Genomic DNA, 17,095 nt, shown 5'->3' with positions numbered 1-17,095 from the left:
TCAGAACTCCGCGATCATCGATTTGTTCTGCTCGATGCTGTTGCGGACCTCTTCCTTCAGGCCGTCCAAGGCCTCGGGTCCGAGCTTGAGGATCTCCATGGCCTGGAGGGTGGCGCCCTCCAGGTGGGCGGGATCGCCGATGCCCACCTTCTCCTCCAGGGCCAAATGGTTGGCCAGGGCCACGATGGCGGTCAGTTCCTGATAGTCCTCGGGGGCGTGGATGGGATCGTGGTGCCACCGGACCGCCGCCTGCAGGCTGAGGGCCAGGTTCCAGCGGCTCACCAGGGCCTCGCCCACCATGGCGTGGTCGAAGCCGAAGGTCTCCAGTTCCAGGTCGAGGCAGACGCCGCCCTCGTTGTAGACGGTGCGGAGGAGGGCCGCGTAGCGCTCGGGGAACTTCACGCCCATCACGGACTTCCCGATGTCGTGCAGCAGCCCGCCGATGAAGGCCTCCTCCGCGCGGACGAAGCGCAGCCCCTTGGCGAAGGCGCGGCTGGCCACGGCGGAGACCAGGGCGTGCTCCCAGATCAGGCGCTCCTGGAGGCCCACGGTGCCGCGGTGGTAGAGGTTCTTGGCGGAACTGGCGATGACCACGCTTTTGATGGTGGAGAATCCCAGGGTCATGATGGCCTGGGTCAGGGTGGTGACCTCCCGGACCATCCCGAACATCGCGGAATTGGAGATTTTGAGGATCTGGCCGGTGAGGGCCTGGTCCATGGAGACGATCTTGCGGAGGTCCTCGGCCGTCGCGTCGGGATCCGCGGACACGCGCAGCACTTGGGAAGCCACTTGGGGCAGGGGCGGCAGGTCGCCGAGGTTCGCGATGAGCTCTTGGGGGGTGATGGGCATGATCCGCTCCTGGCCGCTCAGGTCCGCTTCCGGTATCCCATGGCCTTGCTGAAGTGCAGCAGCTCGAACCCGGTGTTGAAAGCATGGATGCTTTCACTGTGGCCCACCAGCAGGTAGGCGCGGGGATGAAGCTGGTCGTGGAAGCCCTTCAGCACTTGGCCCTTCACGGTCTCATCGAAATAGATGAGCACGTTGCGGCAAAAGATCACGTCGAAAGAACCCAACTGACGGTACGCGGCGTAGTCCACCAGGTTGAAGTGGCGGAACGTGGTGAAGCGCTGGGTGTCGGGCTTGACCTGGTACAGGTCCTTCCCCAGGCCCAGGAAGTGGCGCTGGAGCTGGTCGGGCGTCAGGTTCCGCAGGGTGTAGCTGTTGTAGACGCCGTCCTGGGCCTGGGTGAGCACCTTCTCGCTGATGTCCGTCCCCAGGATCTCCACCGCCAGCCCGCGGAGGACGGAATCCTTCAGGTCCTGGCAGATCATCGCCAGGGTGTAGGGCTCCTCCCCGCTGGAGCAGGCCGCGGACCAGATCCGCAGGCGGCTCTGGCCCCGGGCGCGGGCGGCCTTGGCCGCCTCGGGCAGGACGATGTTCTGGAACGCCTCGATCTGGGGGGGATTGCGCCAGAAGCTGGTCTCGTTGGTGGTGATCTCCACGAACAGGCGCTTCAGCTCCGCCGGCCCCTGGATCCCCTGGAGCAGGGACAGGTAGTCGCCGTAGCTGCGCAGCTTCAGCTCGCCGATCCGCTTGCTGAGCCGGTTCTCCACGAAATACTGCTTGGATTCGCTGAAATAGATGCCTGATTTTGCGTAGATGAAGTCTCGGAGGCTCCGAAACTCGGCGAGGGTCATCTGCTGCTTGGCCTGGAGGGGATCCATCGAGTCGTCCTCTTCCGGGGATCGGGCTGGAACCGGCGAGTCTTGAATTTCCAGGGGGTCAATTTTCCAGGGCGACCACGGCCAGGGCCACATCCCCGTCGTGGGTCACGCTCCCGTGGAGCCGCGCGATCCCCCGCTCCGCCAGCAGATCCGCCAGGGCGCCCTCCGTCCAGAGCCGCCCGTCCCGGTAGCGCAACTCCTTCCAGGACCAGCCGTCCAGCCCCACCCCCAGCGCCTTCCCGAAGGCCTCCCGCAGCGCCCAGCGCCCCGCCAGCCGCTCCGGCAGCCGCTCCCGGTTGCCCCGCAGGAGGTAGGCCGCCTCGTCCGGATGCAGGATCCGCCCCGCGCATTTCTCCGCGCCGAAGCGCTCCACGAGGTGCCGCCAGCGGGAGGGAGGGCAGAGGTCTGTGCCAAGTCCGACGATCACAGCCATAACCTCCGTTGCATGATTCCCTCCTCGCCGGGGCCCGACTTCACAGCGTCGGGAGGGCAGAGGTCTGTGCCAAGGCCGAGAATCATGGGATGACGGTAGCCCAAGAACCGCCGGCCTCCCAGCCTGCCGTCACTCCGGCCAGTGGTGCTTGGGGTACCGCCGCGACAGGGCGGGCCGCAGCTCCTTGTAGGCCCGCTGCCAGAAGCCGGCCAGGTCGGTGGTGACCTGCACTGCGCGCATATTGGGGGCGAGCAGGTGCAGGACCAGCGGCACCGCGCCGCCCGCCACCGCGGGCGTCTTCTTCAGGCCCCAGAAATCCTGGAGGCGCGAGGCGATCCAGGGAGAATCGCCCTCGTAGTGGACCTTCGTGGGCCGGCCCTTGGGAAGCTGGACCGCGTCGGGGGCCCAGGCGTCCAACAGGCGGAGCGTGTCGGCGGGGTAGGCCTGCCGCAGGGCCGCGGGCCAGTCCACGTCCTGGACTTCGCGGAGGGTGGTCCGGCCGGCGCAGGCGGCGGTGAGCAGCGGGCCCAGAAGGTCCTCCGGCAGCTCCAGGTCGGTCCGGTGCTTCCGGAGAAAGGCCAAACGGGCCAGGAGCCGCGCGGGAATCTCCTCCAGCGGGCGGTCCCGGAGGGCTTCGGCGAGCAGTCGCGCCACCCGGGGATCCGCGGGATCCGCCGGCCCGCGGCTCGCGTCGATGGGGAGCCCGTCGTAGCGGATCTCGTTGCGGCGCTCCACCCGGCCCGCCGAAGCCTGGAAAACCACCTCGTCCACGTCCTCCAGCCGCTCAGGAAAGGCGTCCAGCAGCCAATCCGCCTCGATCCGGGAGGCCAGGCGGACCAGGCTCTGGCCGCCGGCGCCCTGCTTCTGGAATTCCGCCTCCAGCGCGACGATCAGGCCCGGCCGCCGCACGCGGCTGGTGGGATCCAGTCGGGCGCCCCCGCCTCCGGCGAACGCGCAGGTGCCGTTGGCGGACAGCTGGCCCACCCGGTCGGGATAGGCCCGCAGCAGGGCCTTCAGCAGGCGCGGCTCCGCGTCGGCCGGTTCGGCCGGCGACGGGAGAAGCCGTGCCAGCGACTGCGCGGCCCGCCGCGCCCGCTGCACCGCCGCCGGATCCAGGCCCGCCGCCCGACACGCTCCGGCGCCGAAGCCGCCGGCCTCCGCCTCCTCGAACTGGTCCAGGCGGAGCAGCAGGTCCGAATCCGCTCCGTGGCCCGCTTTCGCCGGCGCCCGATCCAGGTTCTGGCGGGCGGCGAGGCTGCCGGTCTCCAGCAGGGCCGCGGCGCGGAGGGCCAGCTGGGGGATGCCGAGGTCCTCCCCCGCCACGGCCAGGCGCGCCAGGCGGGGATGCAGCGGCAGGTCGGCCATCCGGCGGCCGAGGGACGAGAGGCCGCCGTTCTCCAGGGCGCCCAGGCGGGTCAGCAGTTCCTCCGCCGCGCGAAGGGCGGGTTCCGGCGGGGCCTCGAACCAGGCCAGGGCCGCGGGATCGGCGATCCCCTGGCCGTGCAGCGCCAACAGCGGCTCGGCCAGATCCGCCCGCTGGAGTTCGGGCAGGTCGAAAGCGGGCCGGGCGCGAAAATCGGCTTCGGTGAACAGGCGCACGCAGCGGCCCGGCCCGGTGCGTCCGGCGCGGCCCGTTCGCTGGACGCACCGGGCCTGGCTGATGCGCACCGTCCGCAGGCCCGACAGCCCGGACCAGGGCGAGTGCGAAGCCTCGCGGCCCAGCCCCGAATCCACCACCGCGCCGATGCCGTCCAGGGTGACGGAGCTCTCGGCCACGTTGGTGCTGAGGAGGACCTTCGGCCGGTCGCTGGCCTCCAGGGCGTGGGCCTGGGCTTCCGGCGACAGGTCGCCGTGCAGGGGCCGGAGGCTCAGGCCCCGCCGCGCGGCCACGGCCTCGCAGCTCTTCAGGCAGGCGCGGATCTCCGCCGCGCCGGGGAGGAAGACCAGCGTGTGTCCCTCCAGTCCGTCGCCGTACAGGCGGTCCACGGCGTCGGCCACCTGGAGCTCCAGGGGCCGGTCATCCGGGCGGGAAAGAAAGGCCGTCTCCACCGGAAAGGCGCGGCCCCGGCTGGTGAGGATCGGCGCGTCCAGGTAGGCGGCGACGGGGCCGGCGTCCAGGGTGGCGGACATCACCACGAGCTTGAGGTCGGGCCGGGTGGTCCGCTGGAGGCGGCGGAGGAGGGTGAGGGCGAGGTCCGTGTGCAGATGCCGCTCGTGGAATTCGTCCAGGATGACGGCGGCGATGCCCTTCAGCGCCGGATCGCCGTGGAGCCGCCGCAGGAGGAGGCCCTCGGTCACGAACCGCAGGCGCGTGGCCTTGGAGACCTTCTGCTCGAAGCGCACGGCATAGCCCGCCCGCTGACCCAGGGCTTCGCCCAGTTCCTCCGCCACGCGCGTCGCAGCGAGCCGGGCCGCCAGGCGGCGGGGCTCCAGGATCCAGCACTCGCCGGTTCCGAGGAGGCCCTCCTCCAGCAGGGCGGAGGGGACGCGGGTGGTCTTGCCCGCGCCCGGATCCGCCTGCAGCACGAGGTTGGGATTCCGCCGGAGGGAAGCGGCGATCTCCGGAAGCAGCGGATCGATGGGGAGGTTCAGGCGCATGGGTGTCCCAGGGCGGCGAGGAAGGCGGCGGGCTCGTCCACGGAGACGGCGGCGCCCCACCGGGCCCGCGTGGGTCCCAGCAGGCCCAGGCCCGCCACGGGCTCGCGGAAGCGCAGCTCCACGATGGGTGGTCCCGGCGTGATCAGGCGGTGCAGGTCCCGCAGGTGGGCGCGGCGGGTCCAGTCGTCCTCGAAATCGGGGAACGGCGTCGCGCTTGAGATCTGATCCCGCCGCACCCGCAGGGACCTTCCCGCGCCGACGCGAAGCTCCACGGCCTCGCCCCTAATCTGGTGGGGCCGCTCCTTCATCGCCGCGTAGAGCCCCACCAGCCACAGGACCGCGTAGGCCGTGGACAGGTGCAGCGTCCACCGCAGCCAGGTCGGCGCGCCGGACAGGAGGGCGCGGATCAGGAGGACATCGCCGGGGAGGAGCAGGGGAAGAACGGGCAGGAGGCTGCCCAGCGCGGCCTGGCGGTGGAGGCTGAAGCCCGCCGGCGCCGGCGCGCGGAATCCGCCCACGAGGAACCGCAGGGCGCCCCAGAGGGTCGTCATCTCCAGGGCCACGAGCCGCGCCACTCGGGGCGGGAGGAAGGCTTCCAGGGCGGAGGCCAGGCGCTCCTCGGGCCACGTTCCGGGCGCAGCGCGGCGCCAGGCGCGGAAGGCGAGCCCCACGAGGAGAACCTCCAGCCCCAGCGCGGTGCCCAGCTTGAGGGGGAGGACCCAGCGGGAGGCAGGCGCGAGCGCGGCGCCCACGCCTTCCACCAGGATCACGCCGGGAAGCAGCAGCCGAGTGGCGGGAATCCTGCCCGCCCGCCAATCCCGGCCCAGCCCCGGCAGCCGGAGCGCGGCCAGCGCGGCGGCGGCGCCTCCAGCGACGGCGAAAAGGGAAGGGACCGCGAACATCCTTCCAGCCTACGGCCTTCCGGGAGGATCCCGGCGGCGGCGCTTCCCGGCCCGGTCGCGTAGAATGGACCCTTCGACGGGAGCGGGCATGGCGGGCATGGAAACGGCGGGCGTGGGCGGCAAAGCCGGCGCGGTGATGGACAGCCTGCGGGATGCCTATGGCGAGACGCTGGTGGAGCTGGGGAACGAGGGTGCCAACCTGGTGGTCTTCGACGCCGACCTCGCCGGGTCCACCCGCACCAGCAAATTCGCCAAGGCCTTCCCCGAGCGGTTCTTCAACATGGGTGCCGCGGAGCAGGGCATGGTGGCCGCCGCCGCCGGGGCCAGCACCACCGGCGTGGTGCCCTTCGTCAGCACCTTCGCCATGTTCGCCACGGGGCGGGCCTATGAATTCGTCCGCCAAGCCGTGGGCGTGGGCCACCAGAACGTGAAGATCGTGGCCACCCACGCGGGCCTCACCGTGGGCGAGGACGGCGGTACCCACCAGTGCCTCGAGGACCTGGCTCTCATGCGGATGATTCCCGGCATGACGGTGATCTCGCCCGCCGACGCCCTGGAGACGAAGCAGGCCGTGCGCGCCGCCTATGCCTACCGCGGGCCCGTCTACATCCGCCTCACCCGCGACAAGTTCCCCCGGCTCCACTCCGAGGACTACCGCTTCGAGATCGGCAAGGCGGTGGTGGTGCGGCCCGGCAAGGACGTCCTGCTGGTGGGCTGCGGCCTCGGCACGTCCATCTGCCTGGAGGCGGCGGAACTCCTGGCCGCCGAAGGCGTGGAGGCCACCGTGCTTCACAGCCCCACCCTGAAGCCCTTCGACCGCGAGACGCTCCTGACGCTGGCCAAGAATCACCGCGCCGTCGTGACCTGCGAGGAGCACCAGGCCCATGGCGGCCTCGGCGGGATCGTGGCGGAGCTCCTGTCGGAGGCGCACCCCATGCCCCTCCGCCGCGTGGGCGTGCAGGACCAGTTCGGCCAGAGCGGCAAGCCGGAGAAGCTGCTGGAAGCCTACGGCGTCACGCCCCAGGCCGTGGCCGCCGCCGCTCGGGCCGCCCTCTGATGGCCGTGGAGACCTTCCGCGCCAGCCGCTGGACGAAGGGCAATCACCTCTTCCCCACGGTGATCGAGGTGACGGACAGCGCCGTCCTCCGCCGCCAGCGCTCGTGGTTCAGCGTGAACGAGATCAGCATCCACCTGTCGAAGGTGGCCAGCGTCCGCATCGAGACCGGCCTCCTGTGGTCCGACCTCACCGTGGAGAGCACCGGCGGCAGCGATCCCCTGGCGAGCCACGGCCACACCAAGGCCGACGCCCGGCGGATCAAGGAACTGATCGAAGCGGCCCAGAGCCGCGGGATGCGTTAGGCAGAGCGCCCGCGTCTTCCCGTTTGCATTCAAAAGATTAAAGATCACCACCAAGGCGCGAAGACACCAAGAAAAGCTCTGCCTACCATGGACGCGATTCCTGGTGCCCTAGTTCTGGAACGCTTGTTGGCATCAGGCGAAGCGGGGTACGCGCTTCTCCAGGAAGGCGGCGAGGCCTTCTTTCGCGTCGGAGTGGCGCATGGCGGCTTTCATCTGGTCGCCCTCCGCCGCCAGCCGCGTCCGCAGGCCCTCGGGATCCAGTCCCTGGTTGCGGAGGAGGGTGGCCTTGATCCGGGCGAAGGTTTCGGCTGGCCCCGCGGCCAGGCGCCGGGCCAGGGACTCCACCGCGGCTTCCAGGTGGTCCGCGGGGACGATGCGGTTCACCAGCCCCAGCGCCTGAGCGCGGTCGGCGGCAAAGGGTTCTCCCGTCCACATCAGCTCGCCCGCCACGGCGGGGTTCACCAGGCGCGACAGCATCACGCTGCCGCCCCAGTCCGGGTGCAGGCCGATCTTGACGAAGGCCATGCTGAAAGCGGCCTCCGGCGTGGCCAGGCGCAGGTCCGCGCAAAGCGCGAGGCTCATGCCCGCGCCCGCCGCGGGACCCTGGACCACCGCCACCACCGGCTTGGGGAGGATCGCCAGGTGGTAGGCCACGGTCGCGCCGAGGTCCAGCAGGGCTTCCATCTCCGCCCACCGGCCCTCCGCCAGCGCCTTCGCCATCCACCCGATGTCGCCGCCCGCGCAGAAGGCCCGTCCCGCGCCGCGGAGGAACAGCGCCTTCACGTCCGGCTCCGCCGCTCGGGCCAGAGCCTCCTCGAACCCTTCCTTCATCTCCGGAACGAGGGCGTTCAGCTTGTCGGGGCGGTCGAGGGTCAGCGTGGCGATGCGATCGCGGATCTCGAAGCGGAGGGGCGACGACATGGAAGCTCCGAGAAATCAGCCGATCGCTTTGATGAACGCGGCGAACAGGTCGCGGGCGGCGTCGCCGGCGGGGCCTTTGAGGCCCACGAGGTTCTCCGGATGCCACTGGACGCCGAAGGCCCAGCGGGCGGGATCGGCGGCTTCCACGGCCTCGATCAGCGGGCCCGTTTCGGGATGGACGGTGTCCAGGTGCCAGCCCACGGCCACGAGCGCGGGCGCCACGCGCTTCACCGCCTGGTGGTGGCGGCTGTTCACCAAAAAGACATCCTCGCCCAGGAGGGCCCGCAGGCGGGATCCCGGCGCCAGCTGGACGCGGTGGTGCATGTCGGGGACGTCGGGCGTGCCGTGCTGGTGGCGCGTGGGCTCGCAGCCGTAGTGCTCGGGTACGTGCTGCACCATGCTGCCGCCGAGGGCCACGTTGAGCGTCTGTTCCCCCCGGCAGATGCCGAGGATGGGCAGGCCCGCGTCCCAGGCTCTGCGGATGAGGGGGATCTCGAATAGGTCCCGCGCCTCGTCCACCTCGGCTTCTCCATGGACGGCCTCGCTGGGGTCCCAGTGGCGGGGATGGATGTCGCCCCCTCCCGTGAGCAGCAGCCCGGCCACCTCCGCCAGGTCGGGCAGGGCATCCCCGGGGGCGGCCAGGTGGATCGGCCCGGTCCACCCGGCGCCCCGGACCGCCGGAAGGTAATGCTTCTCGGCGCCGGACTTGCTTTTGCAGCTCACCAGAATGCTTGACACGGTAAGGACCTCGCGAGAATCGTGATTACCCTACCACCCCCTCAGACGGTCTGAGTCGACGGTGCGGCGGAGAGCTCCGCCGATCCAAATTTAGGAGGACGCCATGTCCGGATCCTTGAACAAAGTCCTGCTCATCGGAAACCTCGGGCGCGACCCCGAGCTGAAGGCCACGCCTTCGGGCCAGAGCGTCGCCCGCTTCTCCGTCGCCACCACGGAGACCTGGAAGAATCCCCAGGGCGAGAAGCAGAGCAAGACCGAGTGGCACAACATCGTGGTGTGGGGCAAGCAGGCCGAGATCGCCGAGAAGTACCTGCGCAAGGGCAAGCAGGTGATGATCGAGGGCCGCATCCAGTACCGCGAGTACACCGACCAGGCCGGCGTCAAGAAGACCGCCTGCGACATCCGCTGCGACAACTTCGTCATGCTGGGCCGCATGGAAGACGGCGGCGGCAGCCGGGACAGCAGCGGCTACGGCAGCCGCGGCGGTTCCCAGGACTTCGAGGATCACGGCGCCCCCAGCCCGGCGGGCAGCGGCGGCGGCAGCTTCCCGGACGACGACATCCCGTTCTAGGCCGGATTCGCGCACTCGCAGAAGCGGCGCCATTCGGCGCCGCTTCTTGGTCTTGGGCGATTACTGGCCGTCGCTGCCCTCATCCGGTAGTAACGATCCGGCCGACTGCATCGGCTTCACGTGACAGGCGGCGAGGAGCTGCCCCATTCATCGCTTCAGCTCTCGCAGTCTGCCTTCAGCTTGGGCACCAGTCAGGCTGGGGAGGCCAGGAGCAGCAAGACGGGGAGGAGGACAGAGGCGTTCATGGTGCCCCCTGGGTCGTCCAAAGTGGGGGACAGGGTTGAATGTGGACGGCGTCCGGAGATTGCGGGCCAGTGGGGATCCACTGTTTCAGGCAGGTTATCAAGGGCGCCGGAGGGCTCAGGAGTACTGTTCCGGGTCACGGGCCAAAACTGTCCTTATTGAGGCCGTACGGCAGCATGGGCCAAGCCTTGCGCCAGTGGATCACGCCGTCCTTGTCGAGGAGGACCGTGAGGGTCCTTGGGGACTTCGAGGGTTCCTGGATTTGGAACGTGACGACCCAGCCATCGATGTGCTTGATGGCCTGGATGAGATGTTTTTTCTCCTGCGTGGGGGGCCAATGCCCTGTGTAGGCGTCATTCCAGCGTTCCCTACCCAGGATGTGAACCTCGGAGATGGCCTGGTTGTAGGTGTCGCCCCAGGGGTGCTGATCCGCATAGGTCTGGATGATGTGCCGGGCCTCTTCCAGCGTCGGTTCCTTGTCGGCAAAAGGTGCGGTCCTTTCCAGCGGAGGCGGGCTGGGTGGGATGTCTGCGGGGGCCCTGCCATCTGGTCCGGAGGGGATGGGGGTGAGCGTCTGATGGATGGCCACCTTTCGTGAGCCCGGATAGTTCGCATCGAAGGCGAGGTGGAAAATGATGGTCTTCTCGCTTGAGCGTTCATTGGTGAACGAACATTCCTGGTAGCCCCGGAAGGGCTGGCGCACATTCGCTGCCCAGCCGGAAGGTTTCAGCCGGAGATAAGCTCCCCCAGTCTCGCTGCGAGCTTGAATCTGGATGGTGGTTTTAGGAGGTACGAGGACTGCGTACCAAGTCACCCTGTATTCGGGAATCTCGTCCTCGATGATGGCCGTATAGGGGGGAAGGAACATTGCCCCCTGGCCCGGTCCCTTGGCGATGGGCAACTGCCTTCCTTTGAGGACTGGCAGACCTCCCTGGGTTTTCGTGGCGGTGACAAAACTGGCTTCCGGCGTCGGCTGGGTTTTCGCGGGAGGCTGCGCGGTCGGCGTCGTAGGTGCGATGGAATCGGGCTTGGGGGAGGCCTGCGGGGCTGATGGGGGCATTGCTGCGGCCCTAGAGAGCATGGGAGTGGCGATCTCCCCTGGGGCCGCGGGGAGTTCCACCGACCCGCGGCTCGGGAAGGTAAGGGCCATGGGCCTGAGGATGGGACCGAACCTGCTGGCCGCGGTGACCTCCGGAGCCGTTTGCGGAAGGTCGTTGCCATCGGGCTGGGACGGAACCTGGGTGATCGCCTTCTTGGTCTCGTAATTGGGAACCGCGGGCTTCTCGGCCTGAGCCGGGAGACTGCCGACCAGGAGGAGGGCCGCGAGAAGGGTGAGGCTCGGGGTGGCGAAGCGAAGCTGGGGAGGGTCGGCCAGCAGCAGCCGGCGCAGGCGTTCCACGAGATTGCCTCCTTTGGCGCTCAGCGCCAGGGAGGGGGGGCGGTCGCGCAAGGCGTCGAGTCGGCTCAGGATTTCGGCGTAGTAGACGGCATCTCCGCAAACAAGGACGGCGGCGTCATCACAGCAGTGTTCCCGTTCGGTCCGGATCCGTCGGGAGATCCACCACACCGCTGGATGGAAGAAGAAGAGCACTTCGATCACGCATTGGAGGCCGTTGACCAGGCCGTCCAGGCGGCGGAGGTGGGCGAGTTCGTGAGCCAGCACCGCTTCAGCGGCGAGGGGGTCCAGGTGGGCGAAGAACCCCAGGGGCAGGAGGATTACAGGCCGAAGCAGTCCCATGCACATGGGCGTCACCACGCGGGCCGATTCGAGGAAGCGCACCGCGCGGCGCAGGTTTGCCTTCCGCACCAGGCGCTCGAACCACTCTGGTTGGGGGATGGGCGTTCCAAGGGCCTTCAAACGGCGCAGCCAGAGCCATCCGCCCGCGGCCCGGAAGCTGAGCAAGAGAACGCCCACGGCCCAGATGGCCAGGACCCACGGGAGGTAGGGCTGCAGTCGGGCACGCCAGGGCAAGGATGCGGCCCCGAACGTCGACACGGGCGTGAGGGTCTCCGACCAGGCCAAGCCGAGCGGCTGATCCAAAGCAGGAGCTGCCCCGATGAAGCCAGCGTCGGTGATCGGAGGATGCGGGGCCGGTGAGAGCACGGCGTAAGTGGCCATGGCGGTGCCCAGGCAGGCGAAGAGGAAGGCGCATCCCGCGGCGTAGCGGAGTTGGGGACGCCGTCGCCGGAGCAGGGCGAGGGTTCCCCAGGCCAGGAGGCCCAGCAGTGTGCCCTGCCAGAGGAAGTGGAGCAGGCTCCAGGCTAGGCGCTGGGCTGCGAGGGATTCCAGGAGGGAGATCATGGCCGCTTCTCCTTGGCCTTGGCGAGCAATTGGGTGATCTCCTCGCGCTCGCTGGCCGCGAGTTTCCGATTGGCGAGGGTGGTGGCAAGCAGGTCCAGGGCGCTGCCCCCGAAGGCCCGCTCCAGCAGGTCATCCACCAGGTGCTTCAAGGTATGTTCTCGCGCCTGGGAGGGCCGGTAGACATGCGATCGGTCCGACTCATCCCGCAGCAGCAGCCCTTTGTCCACCATGGTCTGCATCATCTTCAGCACCGCCGTGTAGGCCAGATCGCGGTCTGTGCCAAGTACGGCGTGAACCTGGCGCACGGTCGCCGGACCAAGATCCCACAGGGTGCGGAGGATGGAGAGTTCCACATCGGTGGGGCGATTGAGTGCGTGGCGCATGGGTGTCCTGGGGCTACATCCGAAAATCTACGAACTAAAGTGTATGTGTCAAGGGCACCCCCTGCTTTTTTCGGGGCATGCCGGGGTCGCATGGGAATCGCCCCTGAGCGATCGCGATCCTATGCGGTACAATGATCGGTTCGGGAGTCCCCATGCTTGCAGTGCAGAACGTCACCATGCGCTACGGATCGAAGATCCTCTTCGAGGACGTCACGACCACGTTCAACCCGGGCCGCCGCTACGGCCTGACGGGGCCGAACGGGGCGGGGAAGTCCACGTTCATGAAGATCCTGGCTGGCGAGCTGGAGCAGCAGATGGGGAACGTGATCCGTCCCCGGAAGATGGGCATCCTGCGCCAGGACCAGTTCGCCTTCGACGCGTTCCGCGTCATCGACACGGTGATCATGGGCAATGCGGGCCTGTGGAAGGCGCTCCAGGAGCGGGACGCCATCTACGAGAAGGCCGAGATGACCGACGAGGACGGCATGCGCGTGGCCGAGCTGGAAGGCGTGGTGGCCGACGAGGACGGCTACACGGCCGAAGCCGATGCCGCCGTGCTGCTGGACGGCCTGGGCATTCCCGAGGAGCTGCACGACCGCAAAATGAGCGAGCTGCAGGGCGGCCAGAAGGTCCGCGTGCTGCTCTCCCAGGCCCTCTTCGGCAGTCCCGAGGCGCTGCTGCTGGACGAGCCCACCAACCATCTGGACTTGGATTCCATCCACTGGCTGGAGGAATTCCTCACCCACTACAAGGGCACCGTGGTGGTGATCTCCCACGACCGGCATTTCCTGAACAACGTCTGCACGCACATCGCCGACATCGACTACCAGACGATCATCCAGTACACCGGCGGCTACGACGACATGGTGATGGCGAAGATCCAGGTGCGGTCGCGCATCGAATCGGACAACGCCCAGCGCGAGAAGAAGATCGCCCAGCTCAACGAGTTCATCCAGCGCTTCGCCGCGGGCACCCGCAGCAGCCAGGTGAACAGCCGCCGCAAGGAAGTGGAGCGCCTGCAGCCCAGCGATCTGGCCCGCAGCAACATCCAGCGACCCTTCATCAAGTTCAACCAGGCGAAGCCGGGCGGACGCTACGCCCTGGAATTCGAAGGCGTGAAGAAGGGCTACGACACCGACGCGGGCCGGCTGGACGTCATCAAGGGCTTCAGCGCCATGGTGCAGCGGGGCGAGAAGGTCGCGGTCATGGGCCGCAACGGCATCGGCAAGACCACGCTGCTGAACGCCCTGCTGGCCAACGCCCCCCAGGTGACGGAGGGGGGGATGAAGCTGGACGCAGGCGACGTGAAGTGGGGTCACGAGGCCAACGTGGGCTACTTCTCGCAGGACTTCGCTGAGAGCATCCCCAAGGGCTATGAGCTCGTCTCCTGGCTCCACCAGTTCGATCCCGAGGCCACCAAGGAGCAGATCCGCGGCGTCATGGGCCAGATGCTCTTCCGCGGGGAAGAGGGCAACAAGATGACGGACGTCCTCAGCGGTGGCGAGTCCTGCCGCCTGCTGTTCTGCAAGCTGATGCTGCAGAAGCCCAACATCCTGGTGCTGGACGAACCCACCAACCACCTCGACTTGGAGGCGGTCATCGCGCTCAACGACGCGCTCCAGCGCTACGAGGGGACCCTCCTGCTGGTCACCCACGACGAGGACCTCATCGACGAAGTGGCCACGCGCATCTGGCACCTCACGGAGACCGGCGTGGAGGACTTCCAGGGCACCTATGCGGAGTACAACGCACCCACCGGTCACTGACCGTCCGGGGGCAAAAGCCCCCCTTGCCCGCTCCCGGGGTCAAACTATACTGAATTCCAATCTATGACCTCGGGCCGACGGGAAAGCGAGTGGAATGTGGCACTTCGACAAAGCCTTCGGGGCTCCCCTTTTTTGAGGTCTGGTAAAAAAACAACGAGAGGCGCCGAAGGGCGGCGCTCGTGGCTGGCGAAAGTGCTGGGCGATCTGGAGGACTTCAAGCGCGCCCTCGACGAGCACGCCATCGTGGCGATGACCGACGCCCAGGGCCGCATCACCTACGTCAACGACAAGTTCTGCGCGATCTCCAAGTACTCCCGCGAGGAGCTGCTGGGGAAGGATCACCGCATCCTCAATTCCGGCTACCACCCGCGCGCGTTCATGGAACAGATGTGGAAGACCATCCTGTCGGGAAAGGTGTGGAAGGGGGAACTCCGCAACAAGGCCAAGGACGGGCGTTTCTACTGGGTGGACACCACCATCGTCCCCTTCCTCGACGAGCACGGGAAACCCTCGCGATTCGTGGCGATCCGCGCCGACATCACCCAGCGGAAGGAGGCGGAGGAATCCCTCCGCCAGGCCCAGAAGCTGGAGAGCCTGGGCGTCCTGTCCGGGGGCATCGCCCACGACTTCAACAACCTCCTCACGACGATCCTCGGCAACGCCAACCTGGGCGTGATGAGCCTTCCGCCGGAAAGTCCGGCGGTGCCCTTCCTGGATCAGATCGAGAAGGCCACGCTCCGCGCCGCGGACCTCACCCGTCAGCTGCTGGCCTACGCCGGGAAGGGGCGGCTCCAGGTCATCGACGTGGACCTCAACCGGCTGGTGGTGGAGATGACCCAGCTGCTCACCGTCTCCCTCTCCAAGAAGGCGGTGGTGCGCTACGACCTCGCGCCGGAGTTGCCGCCCATTTCCGCGGACCCTTCGCAGATGCAGCAGCTCGTGATGAACCTCGTCACGAACGCTTCCGAGGCCATCGGCGACGAGTCCGGTGGGCTGATCACGGTGCGGACCGGCGTCCAGACCGTGGACGAGGCCTACGCCGAGAGCCTGCTTCCCGCGTTGCCGCTCTCGCCGGGGAGCTACGTCACCCTGGAGGTGAGCGACACCGGCTGCGGGATGACGCCCGAGGTGCGGGAGCGGATCTTCGATCCCTTCTTCACCACCAAGTTCACGGGCCGCGGTCTGGGCCTGTCGGCCATGCTGGGGATCCTCCGCAGCCACCACGGCAGCCTCAAGGTCTACAGCGAGCTGGGAAAGGGCTCGGCCTTCCGGCTGTTCCTCCCGGCCGTGGGCGCCCCCAAGGAAGAGCATCCGCCCCGTCGGGAAGGGCTCCACTGGCGGGGAACCGGCACGCTGCTGGTGGTGGATGACGAGGCCGGCGCCCGGTCCGTGGCCCGCACGCTCGGCGAGGGGCTGGGCTTCCGGGTGGTGGAGGCGGCGGACGGCCGCGAAGGCGTGGCCCTGTTCGAACTCCACCACGCCGAAATCTCGGTGGTCCTCATGGATCTCACCATGCCCCACATGGACGGGCGGCAGGCCTTCGCCAAGATGCACGCCATCGATCCGGGTGTGCCCGTCGTCCTCACCAGCGGCTACAGCGAGCAGGACGTCATCGGGGATTTCGTGGATCGCGGCCTGGCCGGATTCCTGCCCAAGCCGTACCGCAGTTCCCAGTTCCAGGCGATGCTGCGCAAGGCGGTGGAAGAGGGATCAAGCCTGGGCCAGGAGCATCCCTAGCACTTCCTCCGCGACCTTCAGGCCGACGATGGCGGGCATGTAGGAGATGGTGCCCACGGGGCGCCGCGCGCGGCCGGGGCCCCGGTGGGGCTCGATGTCCAGGGGGTTGGCGGGCCGCTTGTTGTCGGCGGCCTCCAGCGAATAGACGCAGCGGATCCCGCGGGTGATTCCGGCCTTCCGCAGTTCCTTGCGGACCCGCGCCGCCAGCGGGCACAGCCGCGTCTCGCTGAGGTCGCCCACGCGCAGTTGGTCGCTGCTGAGCCGGCCTCCGGCGCCCATGGCCGACAGGATCGGCAGCCCGCGCTCGTGGGCGGAGCGCATGAGCGCCACCTTGCAAGTGAGGGAATCGATGGCGTCGATCACGGCGTCCGGCCGCGGTTCCAGCAACTCCGGCAGGGTGTCCGTGTGGATGAAGGTGATCCGGGGATCCACGTCGCACTCGGGGTTGATGTCCCGCACCCGGGCGGCGGCCACTTCGGCCTTGGGTTGGCCCACGGTCGAGCGGAGGGCGAACAGCTGGCGGTTGAGGTTGCTGGGGCCGACGACGTCGTGGTCCACCAGCCGCAGATGGCCCACGCCGGCCCGGGCCAGGGCCTCCACCGCGAAGGAGCCCACGCCGCCCAGCCCGAAGACCGTCACCCGGCTGGCGCGGAGCCGCTCCAGCGCCGCCTCGCCGAGCAGCAGCTCGCTGCGGGAAAACCACCTCATGCCAGGACCTCCTTGAAACACCGGCGTCCATTCTCCCAGGTGAGGGCCGCCAGGTCTTCGGCGCGCGCGCCGCGAAGGGCCGCCGCCGCTTCGATCAGGCGGGGAAAGCCCCCGGCGCCGTCCGTCTCCAGCAGGAGGAAGCGGTCCTCCACCGACGCGAACGCAGCCCGCGCGGTGGCGCGTTCCGGCTTCAGAAGGTCCGGAGAGAAGGACAGAAATACGGCCCGCGCCTGGAGCGCCCGGGCCGTTTCGGGGCTCCCTCCGTAGGCGTGGACCAGGGCGCCCGCCGGCGGCACGCCCTCCTCGTCCAACACCTCCAGCAGCCGGCCCCACGCGCGCACTGCATGGATCGCCACCGGCCGGCGGAGGTCGCGCGCGAGCCGGAGTTGGATCCGGAATGCCGCTTCCTGCGCCGCGCGATCCACATCCTTCCGCGCGAAATCCAGCCCGCATTCGCCCACGCCCGCGCGATGCGCGCGCAGGAGGGCCTCCAGCCGCTCCGCCCAGCCGGCCGAAGCCTCCCCCACTCGCCACGGATGCAGCCCCAGCATGGGAATCGCGCCGGGATCGCGGCGGAGCACCGCCTCCCAGTCCGATTCTCCCGTTCCGCAGATCACGCGCAGCCCCCCCGGCGTAGGTTCCACTGGCGGGTGGCTGTGGGCGTCGAAGAGGGGGTGCATGCGTGGGGAAGCTGATTCCGGGGGGCGATG

At 68.7% G+C, this 17,095-nt stretch carries 16 protein-coding genes; 5 read left to right on the top strand and 11 right to left on the bottom strand.

The genetic code is table 11. The features are described from left to right. From RAH39_RS10325 to RAH39_RS10305, 5 genes are all read right to left on the bottom strand, one after another. The gene (locus RAH39_RS10325) at positions 1 to 849 is read right to left on the bottom strand and encodes an HDOD domain-containing protein (RefSeq protein ID WP_306590017.1); all 849 of its coding nucleotides are present in this window, start codon (positions 847 to 849) and stop codon (positions 1 to 3) included. A 17-nt stretch (positions 850 to 866) separates the two neighbouring features. Beyond that, entirely contained in the window at positions 867 to 1,724 is an 858-nt protein-coding gene (locus tag RAH39_RS10320) for a CheR family methyltransferase (RefSeq protein ID WP_306590016.1), read from the bottom strand. Positions 1,725 to 1,782: 58 nt separating this feature from the next. Further along, positions 1,783 to 2,157: a holo-ACP synthase gene (locus RAH39_RS10315; RefSeq protein ID WP_306590015.1), complete on the bottom strand. Its 375-nt coding sequence runs from the start codon at positions 2,155 to 2,157 to the stop codon at positions 1,783 to 1,785. Positions 2,158 to 2,286: 129 nt separating this feature from the next. Beyond that, positions 2,287 to 4,755: an ATP-dependent helicase HrpB gene (gene hrpB, locus RAH39_RS10310; protein WP_306590014.1), complete on the bottom strand. Its 2,469-nt coding sequence runs from the start codon at positions 4,753 to 4,755 to the stop codon at positions 2,287 to 2,289. After that, positions 4,746 to 5,657 carry a hypothetical protein gene (locus tag RAH39_RS10305; protein ID WP_306590013.1) on the bottom strand — a complete coding sequence of 304 codons (912 nt, stop codon included), beginning with the start codon at positions 5,655 to 5,657 and terminating at the stop codon, positions 4,746 to 4,748. Before RAH39_RS10305 ends, hrpB begins: the two co-directional genes overlap by 10 nt. A gap of 88 nt (positions 5,658 to 5,745) precedes the next feature. Here RAH39_RS10305 and RAH39_RS10300 point away from each other — a divergent pair, with 88 nt between their 5' ends. Together RAH39_RS10300 and RAH39_RS10295 are read left to right on the top strand one after the other, a co-directional pair. Then, positions 5,746 to 6,714, top strand: a complete 969-nt coding sequence (locus RAH39_RS10300; RefSeq protein ID WP_306590012.1) for a transketolase family protein — start codon at positions 5,746 to 5,748, stop codon at positions 6,712 to 6,714. Further along, the gene (locus RAH39_RS10295; protein WP_306590011.1) at positions 6,714 to 7,016 is read left to right on the top strand and encodes a hypothetical protein; all 303 of its coding nucleotides are present in this window, start codon (positions 6,714 to 6,716) and stop codon (positions 7,014 to 7,016) included. The genes RAH39_RS10300 and RAH39_RS10295 overlap by 1 nt, the downstream gene beginning before the upstream one ends. A gap of 132 nt (positions 7,017 to 7,148) precedes the next feature. On the opposite strand, the gene RAH39_RS10290 is transcribed toward RAH39_RS10295, so the two are convergent. Both RAH39_RS10290 and RAH39_RS10285 read right to left on the bottom strand, forming a co-directional pair. Continuing rightward, a complete protein-coding gene (locus RAH39_RS10290) occupies positions 7,149 to 7,937 on the bottom strand; it encodes an enoyl-CoA hydratase/isomerase family protein (protein WP_306590010.1) in 789 nt (262 codons plus the stop codon). A 15-nt stretch (positions 7,938 to 7,952) separates the two neighbouring features. Further along, positions 7,953 to 8,675, bottom strand: coding sequence for a gamma-glutamyl-gamma-aminobutyrate hydrolase family protein (locus RAH39_RS10285; RefSeq protein ID WP_306590009.1), 723 nt, complete (start codon positions 8,673 to 8,675; stop codon positions 7,953 to 7,955). 103 nt (positions 8,676 to 8,778) lie between these two features. On the opposite strand from RAH39_RS10285, the gene RAH39_RS10280 reads away from it, so the two are divergent. After that, positions 8,779 to 9,246: a single-stranded DNA-binding protein gene (locus RAH39_RS10280; RefSeq protein ID WP_306590008.1), complete on the top strand. Its 468-nt coding sequence runs from the start codon at positions 8,779 to 8,781 to the stop codon at positions 9,244 to 9,246. A gap of 379 nt (positions 9,247 to 9,625) precedes the next feature. Here RAH39_RS10280 and RAH39_RS10275 read toward each other — a convergent pair whose 3' ends face one another. Together RAH39_RS10275 and RAH39_RS10270 are read right to left on the bottom strand one after the other, a co-directional pair. Beyond that, entirely contained in the window at positions 9,626 to 11,791 is a 2,166-nt protein-coding gene (locus RAH39_RS10275; RefSeq protein WP_306590007.1) for a M56 family metallopeptidase, read from the bottom strand. Further along, positions 11,788 to 12,174: a BlaI/MecI/CopY family transcriptional regulator gene (locus RAH39_RS10270; protein WP_306590006.1), complete on the bottom strand. Its 387-nt coding sequence runs from the start codon at positions 12,172 to 12,174 to the stop codon at positions 11,788 to 11,790. The genes RAH39_RS10275 and RAH39_RS10270 overlap by 4 nt, the downstream gene beginning before the upstream one ends. A gap of 152 nt (positions 12,175 to 12,326) precedes the next feature. Between RAH39_RS10270 and RAH39_RS10265 the strand changes: the two genes are divergently transcribed. Next, positions 12,327 to 13,940: an ATP-binding cassette domain-containing protein gene (locus tag RAH39_RS10265; protein WP_306590005.1), complete on the top strand. Its 1,614-nt coding sequence runs from the start codon at positions 12,327 to 12,329 to the stop codon at positions 13,938 to 13,940. 192 nt (positions 13,941 to 14,132) lie between these two features. Then, positions 14,133 to 15,677, top strand: coding sequence for a hybrid sensor histidine kinase/response regulator (locus RAH39_RS10260; protein ID WP_306590004.1), 1,545 nt, complete (start codon positions 14,133 to 14,135; stop codon positions 15,675 to 15,677). On the opposite strand, the gene RAH39_RS10255 is transcribed toward RAH39_RS10260, so the two are convergent. Beyond that, a complete protein-coding gene (locus tag RAH39_RS10255; protein ID WP_306590003.1) occupies positions 15,651 to 16,385 on the bottom strand; it encodes a tRNA threonylcarbamoyladenosine dehydratase in 735 nt (244 codons plus the stop codon). The genes RAH39_RS10260 and RAH39_RS10255 overlap by 27 nt on opposite strands. Then, a complete protein-coding gene (locus RAH39_RS10250) occupies positions 16,382 to 17,065 on the bottom strand; it encodes a TatD family hydrolase (protein WP_306590002.1) in 684 nt (227 codons plus the stop codon). Before RAH39_RS10250 ends, RAH39_RS10255 begins: the two co-directional genes overlap by 4 nt. Positions 17,066 to 17,095: the final 30 nt, after the last annotated feature.

This window comes from Geothrix sp. 21YS21S-4, assembly GCF_030845995.1.
Lineage (GTDB): Bacteria > Acidobacteriota > Holophagae > Holophagales > Holophagaceae > Geothrix.
Note: the sequence above shows the minus strand (reverse complement) of the source record. Positions and strands in the feature narration are given on the sequence as shown.